The organism is Symplocastrum torsivum, from assembly GCF_059505465.1.
In genome coordinates this window covers 33494-48585 of the sequence record NZ_JCACKQ010000052.1, presented here as the reverse complement: position 1 = coordinate 48585, position 15092 = coordinate 33494, and the positions used below count along the sequence as shown (strand labels likewise).

The following is a 15092-nucleotide window of genomic DNA, read 5'->3' as shown; positions in this document are numbered from 1 at the left end:
TATCACAAGCCGAGCCTCCTGAGAGCGAACAAGTCGAGGATGACTCACCCAACTTCACGGCGGGTGAGTGCCAGTCCCGAACCCAAACGTCTCAACCTGACAATCCTGACGAAACCAAGAACTTCTCCAATCGCTGGTCCAGCTTTATGAATTTTATGAAGCCTGGGCACCATTGTTGTTCTCACTGGGAGTACTCGGCTGTCTGTTTGCGTTGTCCTGGCTAACAAACTGGTATGGAGTGACCAACCACTTGGCACGTCAACTGCCAAAGCCCAGTTGGGCTACAGCTTGGCACTCAAACTCAACCCCTGGTCGGCGGTGGCAAGAATTGCTTCCATTTTTCTTGCTTTTCTAAATGCTTTTCACGCCCTTTTCTCTCATATTTTTGGTTGTCGAAGCAAATCCTGGACAATTCCCCTACCTAGCACTCGCCTGAGACATTAATTACGTAATGTTACTACTCATAAAGTTAGTTTAGATACTCTCGGCTACTGAAAACACTTGGGATTGCAGTGTCATTTTCTTTCACCAATCATTTGCGGCTTAGGGGTTTATCCTGATTCGTGCAAGATCTGAGTTAAGCAACATATTGATGTAGCTGCCACTAACCGTGATGCCTAGTTCTTTTGCCATATGTTTTGCTAACCATTCTCCTGTCCAGCGCGAAAAAGAGTAACCATACTCACGCGGACTATGGTTCACTAGTTCTTTCAACCGATTGAGATACCGCTCATCAACAAGCCTGGGCCGACCCCTCGATGGATCGTCCCAGTTATGAGCCTGACCTGCCTGTGCCTTAGCAATCCAGTACCGTGCAGTCTCTTGAGAACACCCTAGTACAGCACGGCGTAAGTAAAGCACCCATATGATGGGACACTAGAGTTAAATAAAGATAAACTGCTGTAAAAGCGCAAAGGAAGGGGGACGTGGCAGGATTAGCGCCAAAATTATTGACTCTAAGGGAGTGCGATCGCACTGAGCTAGAAAAATTACTCAATCGCCGTAGCACACCCCAACAAATAGCACTTCGAGCTAAAATCATCCTACTGGCAGATAAAGGGAACAATAACCGTGAAATTGGACGGGAACTGAACATCAGTCGATTCATGGCTCGCAGATGGCGCAATCGATGGTTAGAGTTAAGCGAACGCTCAATACCAGTTATTGAACGATTACAGGATGAAGAGCGCAGTGGTAAGCCAGCCAAATTTAGCATGGAGCAAGTAGTAGAATTATTTGCGCTTGCCTGTTGTGAGCCAGAAGATTACGGACGACCGATCAGTGATTGGACAGCAAGGGAATTAGCAGAAGAAATAGTCAAACAGGGTATTGTCGAAAGCATATCGCCACGTCATGTGGGACGGTTATTAGAAGAAGCTCAAATCAAGCCACACCAGAGTCGCTACTGGTTAACCCCCCCCCCTTGATGATGAATTTGAGGCTAAAGCCCAAAACATCAGCAATCTATACATCACGGCGATTGAGCGTGCTGGAGTTGGGGAACGAACAGTGTGTATTGATGAAATGACAGGTATTCAAGCAATCGAACGGAAAGAAAAAGACCTGCGATTACGACCAGGTAAAGTTAAACGACGAGAAGCGAGAGTATATCCGTCATGGAACACAGGCATTAATCGCCAACTTTGATGTCGTCACAGGTCAAATTATCCATCCGACTTGCGGAGACACCCGAACTGAGCAAGACTTTGCCCAAAACATCCGTAAAATCATTGAGAGTAACCCTGATGCAAAAAAATGGCATCTAATCATGGATTGTCTCAATACCCATCAGTCCGAATCTTTAGTTCGCCTGGTAGTTGAACTTGAAGGATTAGAAATTGATTTGGGTATTAAAGGTGAATCAGGCATACTTCAATCGATGAAAACACGGGCAGCTTTTTTAAGTGACCCAACACATCGAATTGTTTTTCATTACACCCCTAAGCATTCCTCTTGGCTTAATCAAATTGAAATGTGGTTTAGCATTCTTGTCCGCAAACTACTAAAACGGGGGAATTTTGTCAATACCAATCACCTCAAAACTCGAATCTTAGATTTTATTGATTATTTTAATCGCACTATGGCGAAGCCATTCAAGTGGACTTACAAGGGTAAGGTCTTAGCGGTTTAATGGGTGCTTTACTTACGCCGTGCTGTACTAGTGCTTTGCAGATTTGGGTCTGAGATTGACCTGTATTTGCTAGCAGCATAATTTCAATGCGACGACGGGACTCTGGAGGTAAATCAGCTTGCATGCTCTTTAGCAGAAGCTTTCGCTGAGAAGAAGTTAAGCACTGACCTTGCTTTTCCACAGCTATTCTTCCTTGTAAAACTTCAGTAACTGATTGCCTTAGTTAACTCAGTAAAAACTGTGCTTATGTTATTCAAATTTAACCAAGGCTAAAAGTCAGTCAACTCCATGAAATTCATAACTGAATTTAAGTTCGGCTAACAATAACTCACAAGCCAAATTCATAAACTTCATTTTGTAGTGAAAAGGCTTGCGCTTGCCTGTAGTTGTAAAAAAAATCAGTTTGGGAGCTTGTAACTTGTAGTACCATAAGCTCCCCGTTGGACTCGCTAAATCGCCGCTACTCTAAACGAGTCAAAATTAATTTGACTCAGGCGACGGGTGCCCCTAATCGGTTCTCAATAACCGCAAAAAAGTCATTAATTTCATTATCATCATTAGGATTAATCAATTTACCTTCAGAGTTTACTGGAAAAGTTCTTAGGGTGACAGATTCTTCGACATTTCCTCCGATGACATCAATTTCACCAGGTCTTGTTGCGACAACAATATCAACATGTGCTTGGTAGTCGTTACCTACAGCAGTATCGTATGTTACTGTTATGCCGTCATTCTCCGATCTATTGGCAACAATCAAATCACCAGGTTGCAGTGAATATTCATCTATTGGGTGTCCTATGAAGGCGGCATCACTTCCTCTATCTTCGATGGCTTGATTAATATAGTTAGCATGACGCTGAGAGTAATTGAACTCGTCGCCAGCTCCTGCTTCTTGCATCACCCAAGAAATGAAAGCCGCAGACCAAGGGTTATTATCGTCATCATCCACTTCTTCAGATGTATCTATGTCAGTTCGATTTATACCTTGAGTTTGCCAATATTCATTTGCTATCCGTTGCCAAGCCTCTTCATCGCCTTCTTTTCGATAATCGTCATCTTGCTCGTAGACATGGTTACCGAAAAAGTCCCATTGCTCGTCAGCTATTCTTACAACTTCGTCTCCAAAAACACTGCCGAGGTCATAAACTTTCCACTTTGTACCCGAATAGGAAGCGTCTGTGTTAGGAGCTAGACCAACCGTTCCGTCTGCTGTGCGTCCATCTAAGAAAAGGAAATCAGGGTTAGGATTGGCTCCCTTGTTTTCTAGCGTAATAATGCCTTCACTAACTTCAGCAACTTGCCACTGTGTACCTGAATATGGCTCGTTTGTGTCAGGAGCTAAACCAACCGAGCCGTCTGCTGTGCGTCCATCTAAGAATTGGTAATCGTCGTTAAAATTTGCTCCCTTATTTTCTAGCGTAATAATACCTTCACTAACTTCAGTAACTTGCCACTTTGTACCCGAATATGGCTCGTTTGTGTCAGGAGCTAAACCAACCGAGCCGTCTGCTGTGCGTCCATCTAAGAATTGGTAATCGTCGTTAAAATTTGCTCCCATGTTTTCCAACGCAATATATTGGCCGGTTCTTAAATCTCCAACAAGCGCAGCATTCGCAGCCGCCCCCGTCAACGAATCGGCAGCAGGCGTGGTATCGAGGCTGGCAAGGTTGCTAGCGGTACTGGGACTCAATGGAATAATAGCTCCAGCAGAGTCAGACTTTAGCTGGATAGTAGACATTGAGAGTGGCTCTAGCTCTGGTGTAAAAGCACCCTCGCTATTAGTAAACCCTATAGCATTGGGCATTCCAGTAAGTCCAACATAACTATCCAAAGCAGCTCCCATTATGGGGTTTCGTTCTGATAAAGCTGTCCCATCTAGAGGGATTGTTCCAAAAGCGTCCATACTTAAATACCTTTAGTGAACTTAAACATCAAATTGGGAAGCACAGATTAGTGGTCTGCGATCGCTTCAACCAACTTGTTACTTATGGCTGGATAAAGAGAAACTACATCCAGCTTTTTAATTCAGATTGACCTAATCCTTAAAGCTAATCAATCTCATGAACTTCATAACTAAATAGGCTTGTTGTTTTTTTGAATGTGAGGCTTCTAACTCTCTCGATTTGTGGAATTAACCCTTCGGTAGAAGCAAATTTCATAAACTTCATAAAATTCATATTTTTAAGTAGAGCAACAAATTTTAACTTCCCGTAGTCAGTCGAGTTGAACCGTTCTAGGTATACTGAGCAGCAAACTTAGAGGCAGAGATGAGCAATGGGTGCTGATGACATCTCAAAGCTAGTAGAGTTTGCCGACACTTTGGTATATGAAAAGACAGGACAACACTTAGAGACTGTCGATAAAGATATACTTGGGCAAACTTTGAAAGGCAAGAAACTCAGTGCTATAGAGTTCCCTAGCTATGAAAATAGCTACGTACAGCGGTATCTCGCCCCGCAGTTATGGAAACGGCTGTCCTACGTAGCAGGAGAAAAAGTTGGTAAAAAAACTGTTCTAGAAGTTCTGAAAAGACTCCAAAAACAGCGCTCGCAAACAGAAAGCGCTCCACAGAGTCAATTCAGTGCCAATGCACAGGCTGGACTCAATGGTCACGCAGCCCTTAATGGTTCTGTTTCCCCTTGGTTGCTCATTAATGGGCAGTTGCGCGAATTATCACAAGCCGAGCCTCCTGAGAGCGAACAAGTCGAGGATGACTCACCCAACTTCACGGCGGGTGAGTGCCAGTCCCGAACCCAAACGTCTCAACCTGACAATCCTGACGAAACCAAGAACTTCTCCAATCGCTGGTCCAGCTTTATGAATTTTATGAAGCCTGGGCACCATTGTTGTTCTCACTGGGAGTACTCGGCTGTCTGTTTGCGTTGTCCTGGCTAACAAACTGGTATGGAGTGACCAACCACTTGGCACGTCAACTGCCCAAAGCCCAGTTAGGCTACAGCTTGGCACTCAAACTCAACCCTTGGTCGGCGGCGGCTCACTATAATCAAGGAGCAGCTTACGAAGACCAACATAATTATGAGCGTGCCCATGCCGAATATCAGTTGGCGATCGAGGGCGGACTGATTGAGGCTTACAACAATCAAGCCCGCTTGTACATTCTGGAAGGAAACTATGATGCAGCTATTTCCCTGCTGCGAAGCGGTCTTGGCTTGGCTAAAGATGACCGAGTTAAAGCAGATATGTACAAAAATCAAGGCTGGGCGCGGTTGGAACAAGGTCGCTATGCTGAAGCCAAGCTTGACCTAACTGAAGCAATTAAACTGAAAAGCGATCGCGCCTCCGCCTACTGCCTGCTAGCCCAAGTACTGGAACGCGAGGGGGATAAAAAAGCCGCGCAGGTGCAGTGGGAAAACTGTCTTGGATTTGCCTATCAGCCAAATACCCCAGAAGAAGACAAATGGGTTCATTTGGCACGTCAACGCTTGAGTGCTGAGGAAGGCAAGATATGAAATGCAGAGTTTCACTTTCAATCGTTCTCGGTCTGATGCTGACAGCTACAGATTGGGGAACTGCTAGCAATTGGCAGTCAAACGTAACACTCGCCGTAGAGGTATCAACAAATACTTGCAATCCGGTTGGACGACTGCTCAGCGTTCAAGGAGCCGTGCAACTTAAGCGTCAGGGATGGTCGGACTATCATTCAACCAATGTTGGGGCGGTGCTTTGTCTCGGTGATGTAGTAAGACCAGCCAAGGGAGCGAGAGTCATTGTCCAGTGTGCTGACCCCAACCAGAATCCTTGGACAGTCCCTGACGGCGTACCATCAGGCGTAGCTACTGGCTGCCCTGAACCAAACGAAGCACTATTCAGGACAACTGGCCCACTTACTCCCACTCGCGACCCGCTTGCCCGTGGCATTCCTTATATTATTAGCCCCAACAACACATTGCTGCTTAACGACAAGCCGACGCTGCGCTGGCAGGTTGTACCCGGTGCAACCAGCTACATCGTGCGTGTGAGTGGTCCGGGAGTGAACTGGGAGACGGAAGTCAGCACAACTGAGGTGGTCTATCCCGGTAAACCACCTTTGCAACCCGTAGAACAAGGGTATTTACTAACGGTTGAAGCGGATAATGGTGAATCACCAGCGAGGGGAACCTTCGGCTTGCTTGATGAGCAGCAGGCTCAGGGCGTGCGGACTGCTACCGATCGCATTGCTAGCCAGAACTTGTCTGAAGAGGCGAAAGCCTTAGCCCTTGCCGATCTTTACATCGGGCATGAGTTGATTGCTGAAGCCCTTGAGGTGCTAGAAGCGTCAGTGGCGAAAGGGAGCAAAACAGCGGCAATTTACCACACCCTTGGCGACCTCTACGGACAGATGGAATTACTCTCCCAAGCTGAGAAACACTATTTAAAAGCCTATGAGCTGGCAACAACTGCCGACAACATAGAAGGGCAAGCTAACGCTGCCGCTAGGTTGGGGGAAGTGTATGCAGCGCTGGGGAATTCAGACGAAGCCAGTCGTTGGCAGAAGGAGGCACAAGAGAGATATCAGGCAATGTGAGTTTCTCTTAATCCCTGAACTGGATGAGTTTAGAGTATAGCCAATATGATGAACAAGAATATTAACCTCTGGTGCTGGGGAAGGGACAGGTTTTCACTCAACGACTGTTTCTTTGAAAAGGCAAGTTCTGGAAGGACTCAAAGTGGTCGGAGTCAGTGCTGGAAGTTGGCGATCGCAAGTTCGGTCTTTGTTGGTGGGGCAATCGCCTCTTTGGAAAATTGCGCCTTAGCTCAAATCATCCCAGATAGCACCCTAGGAACTGAAAATTCTTCGGTCACACCTGCCGCTCCTAGCTCACCTTATGACGTGATTAATGGAGGGGCACGATGGGGTACAAACCTGTTCCACAGTTTTATCGAATTCAATGTTGGTAACCAACAGCAAGTCTATTTCGCTAATCCCGTAGGGGTAGAAAATATTCTGGGTCGCGTGACGGGAACTTACCCCTCAGATATTCTGGGAACGCTGGGTGTTAATGGCAGGGCAAATCTGTTTTTGCTCAATCCCAATGGCATTATCTTTGGACCGAATGCGAGGCTGGATGTTAGGGGTTCGTTTGTGGCGAGTACAGCGGACAGGGTTATTTTTGGCGATGGCTTTGCCTTCAGTGCCACGAACCCCCAAGCGTCACCCTTGCTAATCATCAATGTCCCCCTTGGCTTGCAGTTTGGAGCCAATCCAGGTAGCATTGTCAACCAATCGGTTGAAGGACTGGAAGTTCAACCAGGAAGGACTTTGGCGCTGGTGGGCGGCGATGTGAGTTTAGATGGTGGGATTTTACAGGCTCGTGGAGGTCAAGTCGAGTTAGGAGGAGTAGCAGAAGAGGGAATAGTTGGACTGAATATTGACAGCAACACGCTACGTTTGAGCTTCCCTGATGGTGTAGACAGAGCAGATGTGTCCCTTGCTAATGGAGCTGAAGTAAATGTAGCTGCTGGTGGTGGTGGTAGTATTGCCATCAATGCTCGGAACATAGATGTTTTGCAAGGAAGTGGGCTGAGGGCTGGGATAACTCCTCTTTCAGGTTCTGATAGCGCGATCGCAGGAGATATCTCACTTAATGCTATAGAAACAACGAAAATCGAAAATGGCTTTATCTACAATGCAGCTATTGATATCGGACAGGCGGGCAACATACGCATTGATACTGGGCAATTGATTGTTCGGGATGGAGTAGTAGCAACAGTTACTGTTTCTCAGGGGAATGCAGGGGATATCTTTGTGAACGCTTCAGAGTCAGTGGAACTAAGTAACAGCCCCTCATCAAATGGTACGGTTGCCTTCAATATTCCTGTTAAGTTCTTCGAGCCTATTCCTATTACTATTCCTATTGGCTTATTTGCCGCTTCGCTCAATGTTCGCGATATCGCTGATATTCCTGTCTACTTAACCCCTTTCATACCCCAATCTGGTGGAGATGCCGGAAATTTAACGATCACTACTGGGCAGTTGATTGTTCGGGATGGGGCAGTGGTATCGGCAGGTACTTCTACCACAGGGAAGGCAGGGAATTTGACCGTGAATGCAGAAGACTTCATAGAACTTAGTGGCACCTCAGCTAATAATGTTCCCTTAAACTTGCAATCTTTCCTCGTAGCAAATCCGGGTCCCAGCGGATTGCGTAATGGAACGGCTGGTTTCGGACGAGGCGGCGACTTGACCATTGAAACGGGGCGGTTGATTGTTCGGGATGGGGCATGGGTGGCAACGAATACTAGTGGCGAGATGCCAGCAGGGGAATTGACTGTGAACGCAAGGGAGTCCGTAGAACTCAGTGGCACCTCTTTAGCCAATGGTCTTCCTAGCTTCTTAGCTAGTGGGACTCGAGGAGTCGGAGATGCCAATTCCTTGACTATTAATACTCAACGGTTGATTGTCCGGGATGGGGCAATCATCTCGGCGGGTACGGCTGGTGGCTCCGGACAGGGAGGAAACTTGACCATAAACGCCTCCGAATCCGTCGAACTGATTGGTACCTCAAGACAAGGGATACCCGCCCCTGTATTACAGCAAGTGCTTGGAACTTCTGGAGACTTTCTATTTGGCATCGTAGAGGAGCGTCCGTTCCCTAGCGGTGTGGTTACTGGAACTGTAGGAGGGATAGGAAATGCCGGAAGCTTGACTATTAAGACAGGACGGTTGTTAATCCAAGGTGGGGCACAAGCCTCGGTTTCTACACTTGGTGCAGGGAATGCGGGTTCCTTGATTGTTCACGCCTCTTCTGTAGAACTGGCTGGAACGTCACAACAACAGCCCAATCCTAACGATCTAGTGGGTCGAAGTCTGTTGACTACTGCTGTTGGTCTAGACTCTACTGGAAAGGGCGGTGCTATAACAGTGCAAGCCAACTCCCTTATTATCACTGATGGTGCTGCACTGACAGCTAGTACCAGCGGGCAAGGAGATGCCGGAAACATCATCATCGCAGCAGATACTGTAGAAACAACAACTGGTGCACAAGTAAATGTGAGCAGTGAGGGAACAGGAAATGCAGGCAACTTAGACGTTGTTGCTCACTCAATCCTTCTGGACAACCAAGGAGCCATCACAGCCACAACTAGGTCGGGGAATGGCGGTGATATTACTCTACAGGCACGGGATTTACTGCTGCTGCGCCGCAACAGTGAGATATCCACCGAAGCTGGCATGAATCAAGCAGGCGGGAATGGCGGCAACATTATGATCGATACTGACTTCATCGTGGCTGTCCCTAAAGAAGATAGTGACATTGTTGCCGATGCCTTTGAAGGCAATGGGGGTAATATCAGTATCACCACTCAAGGTATCTTTGGCATCGAGTTCCGAGAACAAGATACCCCAGAGAGTGACATCACAGCCAGTTCTGAGTTTGGAGTAGACGGTGTAGTGGAACTTAACACGCCAGATGTTGATGCTAGCCGTGGGTTAGTTAACTTACCAGCAGAGCTAGTCGATGTTACCGGGCTGATTGGACAGGATTGTCCAGGAGGTGGAGGGACTGTAGGTCAAAGCGTAAGTGAATTTATGATTACTGGACGCGGCGGTTTACCACCTAAACCCACAGAGCCACTCAGGAGTGATGCCGTTCGCGTCAATTTGGACACGCCCACTCAAAGCCAAGAGAATCGCGCCAGTGGTGCTGTTACCGTCAATCCCACTACTTCTGAGCCATCCCCTCTCGTGGAAGCCCAAGGCTGGGTGATTAACGACAAGGGAGAGGTAGTACTCCTGGCTCAAGCCCCTACCGTCACACCGTCCAGTTCCCCGTCAACTCCAGCTACCTGCCATGCATCCTAAAATTTGTCTGGAACAACGATTTTGGGTGTGGCAAAGTCATCCTCTGAAAAGAATTTAGATTCTACAGGAAACCCAGAGAATATCAGGTTCTACAGCCAGTTACCAACTAGAACATAGGGTGCCCAGTAAAACGGAGCCTCATACCTACGCAAGAGTTCCAATTGGGCGCTCTGGAGTGCTTTCGCTTTGGTCACTCTCAGGTCGCCAGAATTGGACAAAGTATTGTAGAACTGAGCCATGAGTTCGGCTGTGGACTTATCGTTCACCTGCCACAGGGTTGCCAGCGTACTGCGTGCCCCCGCACGCACAGCTACACCAGCCAGTCCTAACGCGGCTCGCTTGTCTCCTGAAGCTGTTTCGCAGGCACTGAGAACCAGTAATTCAATCACGTCGGGTCGCCTTTGCTCTCTGGTTCGCAGTAAGGTATGCAACTCGTTGACATTAAGGCGCTCATCCCAAGCCTGAATGTACGTTTCGTCAGGTTGGGAACTGAATTGACCGTGAGTTGCTAAATGTACCACCGAGAACGGACGGGAGTTGATTTTGTTTTCCAGAGCTTGGCGAGTAAATTCTTGATTTTGGAGTACTAGACTTTCGGTTATTTGAGATATTCCCTCTAATTCCTGTTTCACCTCAGGTAGTGCCGGGGCAGGAACGTCTGGGATTTTTTGGGAAATTCCAGCAGCTAGGACTTCTAGCTGTACCTCTGACAAAGGTTGTGGTTCTAGTAGCTGGAGACTCGGATTTAGAGCCACTGCATACTTTTCAATGAGATAATGTTGACCGTCGTGCAGCGCTGCCATCGGAATATTCCGCAAGGGGCCATCCAGCACAAACACCAACGTCTTTATTCCATTCTTCTCCAGCTCTGTTTCAAGAGGTCCGAGCAACCAGCCATACACCTGCTGAGACAATTTCAAAAAGCCCGGTCCTGCACCGTTGCGGTTTTGTAGATTTAAACGCAACGTATCGAGGAGGTCTTCAAGAGTTTGTTCTTTGGGTAAGGACTTTGAGTAGTGGCGCAGGGGTTGCCCGTACAAGCTGAGGATGACCTCTATCCGATCATCTAAAATAATCGGGTAGATGACAGCCGCTGTCGGATCGACTTCTGGGTCAACTGACGCTGGTTTGGCAGTCTGCAAGCTGCATCGAAGCAAGTTCTCCAGTTCTGCCAATTGGAGTGCTTCAATCACATCACGAGCTTGCTTTAAGTTCTCCTGACTAGTCTGGTTTGATTGCAAAAGCAAATCAACTAGCTGCCGATAGACGGGTTCAACACTTTCGGTGAAGGAGAACTGGACGTTGGAACTGGTAGCCGTCAAATCGCTGCGGAGGGATTGCAGGGTGTTGAATGCTTCAGTGTAAGCGGCGATGCTCGCTTCGCGTAGCGCCTCCGGTATCGCTCCAGCCATATCTCCTTGGGTTCTGAGTAGATGTCCTAATTGCCATTGCCACTGATAGGCAATGTCCGGAGCCTGAATTGCCTGGGCTAGCCTGAGGGCTTGCTGGGTTAGGTCTTGAGCTTCAGGCTGTCTTTGAGTCTGTGCGTATAGCCCACCGAGATGGCCAAGAGCAAATGATTCTGCTCGCTGGTCGCCGAGGCTTTTAGCCTGTTGGACAGCTGTGGCTAAAACTTGTGCAATTTCTGTCCACGAAGGAACATCTGCGGCAGTGGCTTGTTTGAGGCAGCTTAGACTCTGAGCTAAGTTAATCTGGGCATAGACCGTTGTCTGAGTGGAAGGCAAATTGTTGAGTTGAGACTGGATTTGGGTCCACAAATCCTGTGCCTCTGACAAGGCTTCGGTTTCTAGCAATACACTCAGGCGATTGAGTTGTGCCTGAACCCATGTAGTCGGGGAGGCTCCTTCGGTTGCCGCCTGCTGATAGAAGGAAGCCGCTTGCTGATAATATTTTTTTGCCGCACCAAGGCTTGGTTTGTAGAGACAGCGCAAGGGTGTAAGCTTCTGTTCGCTTGCGCTGTCCTGCCGGGTTCTTGCTCGGTTACCTTTGGCACGTTCGGTATTGCCCAAACTGAGCAGGGCAGCACTCTGGTCTTGAGGAGATGCCAGTTCCTTTGCCACCTTCAAACTTAGCTGCAAGACTTGTGTGGACAGATCTAAGTTATCAAGCCTTTGGAGAACGTCGCCGAGGCTCCGCAAGCCATTGGCTTTGTTGAGAGAATTGGGTTGTGCGTCGAGCGTTTTGAGCAAGGAATCTTGTTGTTGTTGCCAGTTAGAGTTCTCTTGAGTTAACGTCTGGCAGTCCGGCTCTGCAATCCCAACGGCTTGCAGTAACGTGTTGCAGGCTCTAGGGTAAAGTCCTAAGGCTTGCTGGGCTTCAGCAATGTTGATCAGGATCTGGGTCATCCCGTCCGAATCGCCCATTTGAGCATAGGCGTTAACCGCCTGTTGCCAAACTCTCGCTGCCTCAGAGAACTTTCCCGCTTCGTAGAGTTGTTTACCCTGAATAGCCAGTTGTAAAGCCTTGTCGGCTTGAGAGATAAGGGATGAGGGATGAGTGACTGGTTGTTTCAGCCCTGCCACTCGCTCAGCCGACAGAGCCGGCACACTCACCAGTGCCAGTAAGGCTAAAAAGATTAGTTCGAGGGTACGGCGATGCGTTAGCGTCTGCTGTGCCAACGCTCCTAACGACGCTACGGCTTTGCTAAGGTGTGTAAGCAGCAAAGCTCGCCGCCGGCATCGCACGGGGACTCTGGACGCTAGTGACTGTTTAGGACGCATGGCAGATCGTTTAGCCGAAATACGGAAAGTTTATTACGTCGTCCAAGGATGGTATTGACCAAGGTATCATCTTGAATCTTTAATAAATCCTAGATTGCAGTGAGTCTAGTTTTTTGATCTGTGACGTAGATTCTTCCAGAATTTCCTAGTTGCACTAAACAAAATTCCGATCGGTGATGAGCCAACCTTCGATGTCTTTACGTGATGTAGTGTTTGTGGAGTAGGTTGTACAGCAGTGGTCAGTTCAGGTGTGGTGTTCAACTTCTTTCGAGTAGCTGGATATCCAAAAATCTGAATAGCTGCTTATTCAGTTGTTTGAATAACTAGAAAATCGACGTTCTGAAAATATGGTATTTTGGCAGGACATCAAGTGGGTTGGTGCGAAACGAAGGCAACATGATCATCACAGTCGCTTCCTTCAAAGGTGGTGTGGCGAAAACCACCAGTGCCGTGCATCTAGCTGCCTACCTAAAAGCTCAAGGCAGCGTAATTCTGATTGATGGTGACCCGAATCGCAGCGCGACTGGTTGGGCAAAACGGGGCAGGTTGCCTTTTGAAGTAGTTGACGAGCGGCAAGCTCCCTACCACTTGGTCAATCACAAACCCGACCATATCGTCATCGATACTCAAGCACGTCCTTCGGAAGAAGACCTGCAAAATCTCGTTCGAGGCGATTTGCTGATTCTACCAACGACTCCAGATGCTCTAGCCTTAGATGCCTTGTTTCAAACCGTGCTGGTTCTCAAGAAACTAGATGCCACTAAATTTCGGATTCTGCTGAGTATCGTTCCGCCCAAACCCCGCAAAACAGGGGAACGAGCCAAGGAAGCCCTAGAATCACAGGGTTTGCCATTGTTCAAGCACTGGATCAGGCGCTTTGCTTGCTACGAGACAGCCGCCTTAGAGGGCTGTCCTGTATATGAAGTGAAAGACCGGAATGCTGGCATTGCCTGGAAGGATTATCAACAGGTCTGCAAGGAGTTGCTGTGACACAAAAAGATAACGCCTTCCATCGAATTTTCGAGGTAGTTGGTCAACCGGAGTCGGTTGTGCCACTAACACCAATAACTTCCCCCCAACCATCGACGGAACTGGAATCTTCGCCAGAACCCGAAGCCGAATCTAAAAAACGCGGCAGACCACCAGGTAAGAAGTCAGACCCCCAGTTCATCTCAGCGCTCGCCTACATCAAAAAGAAAACTCACCTTCAGGTGAAGCGGCTGCTGTTGGATAAAGAGGAACAAGGACAAAAGCAGGACTTCTCTGAATTGGTACAGGAGTTGCTGGAATTCTGGGTGCAGCTCCAGCAAGGCGAAGAGCCAGAAACTTTAATCGCTAGATTGGAGGATAGCCAAAAATCCAAAGATTAAGGGTGCAAACTGTTGCCAAACAACAAGGTATCGGATGTTCAACCCTTGACAAGGAAATCTCTAGGTACAGCCGTATAGGTTCAGTCGTCTATACGGTCGAGTTCGGGGAAAACGTAGTATAGCTGTAACCAGGTGCAATTACTTCTCTTACCTAACGAACAACCGTTTAGATAAACAAAAGTTATAGTAACAACGAAGAAATCAGGGTTGCAGGCATCCTAGCAAGTCAAGCGATTGATAAGTTCTGGTTAAGCGGAGCTGTCTGAGGGAAAGAGCCAACGGGTTTACGAGGTTTCAACCGTTTACACCGGAATAATTATGTTTGTCGGTGTAAGGTAAAGTTATGAAAATAGACAGGCATGACCAAGCCAAAATCTTATCACCCGATGAGATCAAAAGTTTGTTTGAGTCTGGGCTAAAAACAGCACGCGATCGCGCTTTGTTCGGGGTGTGTCTCTACACAGGTGCTCGCATCGCTGAAGCTTGCTCTCTGCACACCAAGGATGTCTATTCGATAGATGGCAGCATTAGACCCCGTGTGACAATCCGTCGTGGCAACACTAAAGGTAAAAGCTCGACTCGTTCGATTCCGGTTGGCACTGAGTTGAGAGTGCTACTAGAAAATTACTCTTCACAGAAGGTTTACCTGTTCCCAGGTCGTCATGGTCGAGGGCATATTCATCCGGATTCAGCGGATAAGATTCTCCGGGCGGCGTTTCTGGAACTGCGTATTGAAGGTGCCAGCACTCACAGCTTTCGCCGTACTTGTCTAACTCAGATGCACAAGCGGGGTGTGCCGTTGAAGGTAATCCAGAAAATCTCTGGACACAAAACCTTGTCGGCTTTGCAGAAGTATCTAGAGGTGCTGGATGAGGATTTGGATGAAGCGATCGCGACTTTGGTTTTTTGAGGTGCTAATCCCCTCTTTCAGATAAGCAGTGGCTGTGCGGTACAACTTTGTACCTGATTAACAACAAGCTGTTCTTCCTGATCAGGGTATAAGACTGTTGAAAAGGAAGATAAGTAGATGCACCCTGATGATAAAAGCT

The 15092-nt window shown here is 47.8% G+C and carries 13 protein-coding genes; 10 read left to right on the top strand and 3 right to left on the bottom strand.

Annotated elements, in window-relative coordinates; all coding sequences use genetic code 11:
• On the top strand, positions 1-224 hold a 224-nt coding region (locus AC5JL3_RS17290), incomplete at its 5' end, for a hypothetical protein (RefSeq protein WP_496075656.1).
• Positions 225-543: 319 nt separating this feature from the next.
• Here AC5JL3_RS17290 and AC5JL3_RS17285 read toward each other — a convergent pair.
• On the bottom strand, positions 544-861 hold the full coding sequence (locus AC5JL3_RS17285) for a helix-turn-helix domain-containing protein (protein WP_496075655.1): 318 nt from the start codon (positions 859-861) through the stop codon (positions 544-546).
• 65 nt (positions 862-926) lie between these two features.
• Between AC5JL3_RS17285 and AC5JL3_RS17280 the strand changes: the two genes are divergently transcribed.
• Both AC5JL3_RS17280 and AC5JL3_RS17275 read left to right on the top strand, forming a co-directional pair.
• Entirely contained in the window at positions 927-1427 is a 501-nt protein-coding gene (locus AC5JL3_RS17280; RefSeq protein WP_496075654.1) for a helix-turn-helix domain-containing protein, read from the top strand.
• A 182-nt stretch (positions 1428-1609) separates the two neighbouring features.
• Entirely contained in the window at positions 1610-2131 is a 522-nt protein-coding gene (locus AC5JL3_RS17275) for a transposase (protein WP_496075658.1), read from the top strand.
• A 490-nt stretch (positions 2132-2621) separates the two neighbouring features.
• On the opposite strand, the gene AC5JL3_RS17270 is transcribed toward AC5JL3_RS17275, so the two are convergent.
• On the bottom strand, positions 2622-4034 hold the full coding sequence (locus AC5JL3_RS17270; protein ID WP_496075653.1) for a DUF2272 domain-containing protein: 1413 nt from the start codon (positions 4032-4034) through the stop codon (positions 2622-2624).
• Between the two features lie 371 nt (positions 4035-4405).
• Between AC5JL3_RS17270 and AC5JL3_RS17265 the strand changes: the two genes are divergently transcribed.
• Genes AC5JL3_RS17265 through AC5JL3_RS17250 form a run of 4 tightly spaced genes read left to right on the top strand, consistent with a single transcriptional unit; the run spans position 4406 to position 9932 of the window.
• Complete coding sequence (locus AC5JL3_RS17265) at positions 4406-5026, top strand: helix-turn-helix domain-containing protein (protein WP_496075652.1); 621 nt, start codon at positions 4406-4408, stop codon at positions 5024-5026.
• A 26-nt stretch (positions 5027-5052) separates the two neighbouring features.
• On the top strand, positions 5053-5601 hold the full coding sequence (locus AC5JL3_RS17260) for a tetratricopeptide repeat protein (RefSeq protein WP_496075651.1): 549 nt from the start codon (positions 5053-5055) through the stop codon (positions 5599-5601).
• The gene (locus AC5JL3_RS17255; protein WP_496075650.1) at positions 5598-6656 is read left to right on the top strand and encodes a tetratricopeptide repeat protein; all 1059 of its coding nucleotides are present in this window, start codon (positions 5598-5600) and stop codon (positions 6654-6656) included. The genes AC5JL3_RS17260 and AC5JL3_RS17255 overlap by 4 nt, the downstream gene beginning before the upstream one ends.
• Positions 6657-6701: 45 nt before the next feature.
• Complete coding sequence (locus AC5JL3_RS17250; protein WP_496075649.1) at positions 6702-9932, top strand: two-partner secretion domain-containing protein; 3231 nt, start codon at positions 6702-6704, stop codon at positions 9930-9932.
• Positions 9933-10021: 89 nt separating this feature from the next.
• Here the strand turns inward: AC5JL3_RS17250 and AC5JL3_RS17245 are convergent, their stop codons facing one another.
• Positions 10022-12673 carry a CHAT domain-containing protein gene (locus AC5JL3_RS17245; protein WP_496075648.1) on the bottom strand — a complete coding sequence of 884 codons (2652 nt, stop codon included), beginning with the start codon at positions 12671-12673 and terminating at the stop codon, positions 10022-10024.
• A 378-nt stretch (positions 12674-13051) separates the two neighbouring features.
• On the opposite strand from AC5JL3_RS17245, the gene AC5JL3_RS17240 reads away from it, so the two are divergent.
• The 3 genes from AC5JL3_RS17240 to AC5JL3_RS17230 all read left to right on the top strand — a co-directional run bounded on the left by AC5JL3_RS17240 (position 13052) and on the right by AC5JL3_RS17230 (position 14953).
• Entirely contained in the window at positions 13052-13663 is a 612-nt protein-coding gene (locus tag AC5JL3_RS17240; protein ID WP_496075657.1) for a ParA family protein, read from the top strand.
• Positions 13660-14043 carry a hypothetical protein gene (locus AC5JL3_RS17235; RefSeq protein WP_496075647.1) on the top strand — a complete coding sequence of 128 codons (384 nt, stop codon included), beginning with the start codon at positions 13660-13662 and terminating at the stop codon, positions 14041-14043. Before AC5JL3_RS17240 ends, AC5JL3_RS17235 begins: the two co-directional genes overlap by 4 nt.
• Positions 14044-14386: 343 nt before the next feature.
• Positions 14387-14953: a tyrosine-type recombinase/integrase gene (locus tag AC5JL3_RS17230; RefSeq protein ID WP_496075646.1), complete on the top strand. Its 567-nt coding sequence runs from the start codon at positions 14387-14389 to the stop codon at positions 14951-14953.
• Positions 14954-15092: the final 139 nt, after the last annotated feature.